At 69.2% G+C, this 594-nt stretch carries 1 protein-coding gene; it reads left to right on the top strand.

What is annotated here, in order from left to right; all coding sequences use genetic code 11:
• A partial coding sequence (locus tag LPA54_RS35315) for a sigma-70 family RNA polymerase sigma factor (RefSeq protein ID WP_228984675.1) occupies positions 1–594 on the top strand: 594 nt, incomplete at both ends.

Here is a 594-nt window from a genome sequence, read left to right on the forward strand (position 1 = left end):
GCTGGAGGAAGGCACCCTCGAGTACCAGTACGCGCGCAACACGCTGATCGAGATGAACATGTCCCTCGTGCGCTTCGCGGCCGGGCGGTTCCGCGGCCGGGGCGACGACATGGAGGACGTGGTGCAGACCGGCATGATCGGCCTGATCAAGGCCATCGACCGGTTCGAGCTGTCCCGCGAGGTCGAGTTCACCTCCTTCGCGCTGCCGTACATCGTCGGCGAGATCAAGCGCTTCTTCCGCGACACCACCTGGGCCGTGCACGTGCCGCGGCGGCTCCAGGAGCTGCGTGTGGAGCTGGCCAAGGCCCGCGAGGAGCTGTCGAGCCGGCTGGACCGCGAGCCCACCGTCCCCGAGCTGGCGACCCTGATGAACATCAGCGAGCAGCAGGTCGTCGAGGGGCAGATCGCCGCGAACGGCTACAACTCCTCCTCCCTGGACGCCGCGCTCACCGGGGACGGTCCGGAGCACGGCGAGGCCGTCCTCGCCGACTTCATCGGCGTCGAGGAGGAGCGGCTGGCCCTGGTGGAGGACTTCCACGCGCTGGCCCCGCTGATGGCGGAGCTGAGCGACCGGGACCGCGAGATCCTCCACAT

This window comes from Streptomyces sp. DH12 (genome assembly GCF_020873895.1).
Taxonomy (GTDB): Bacteria; Actinomycetota; Actinomycetes; order Streptomycetales; family Streptomycetaceae; genus Streptomyces.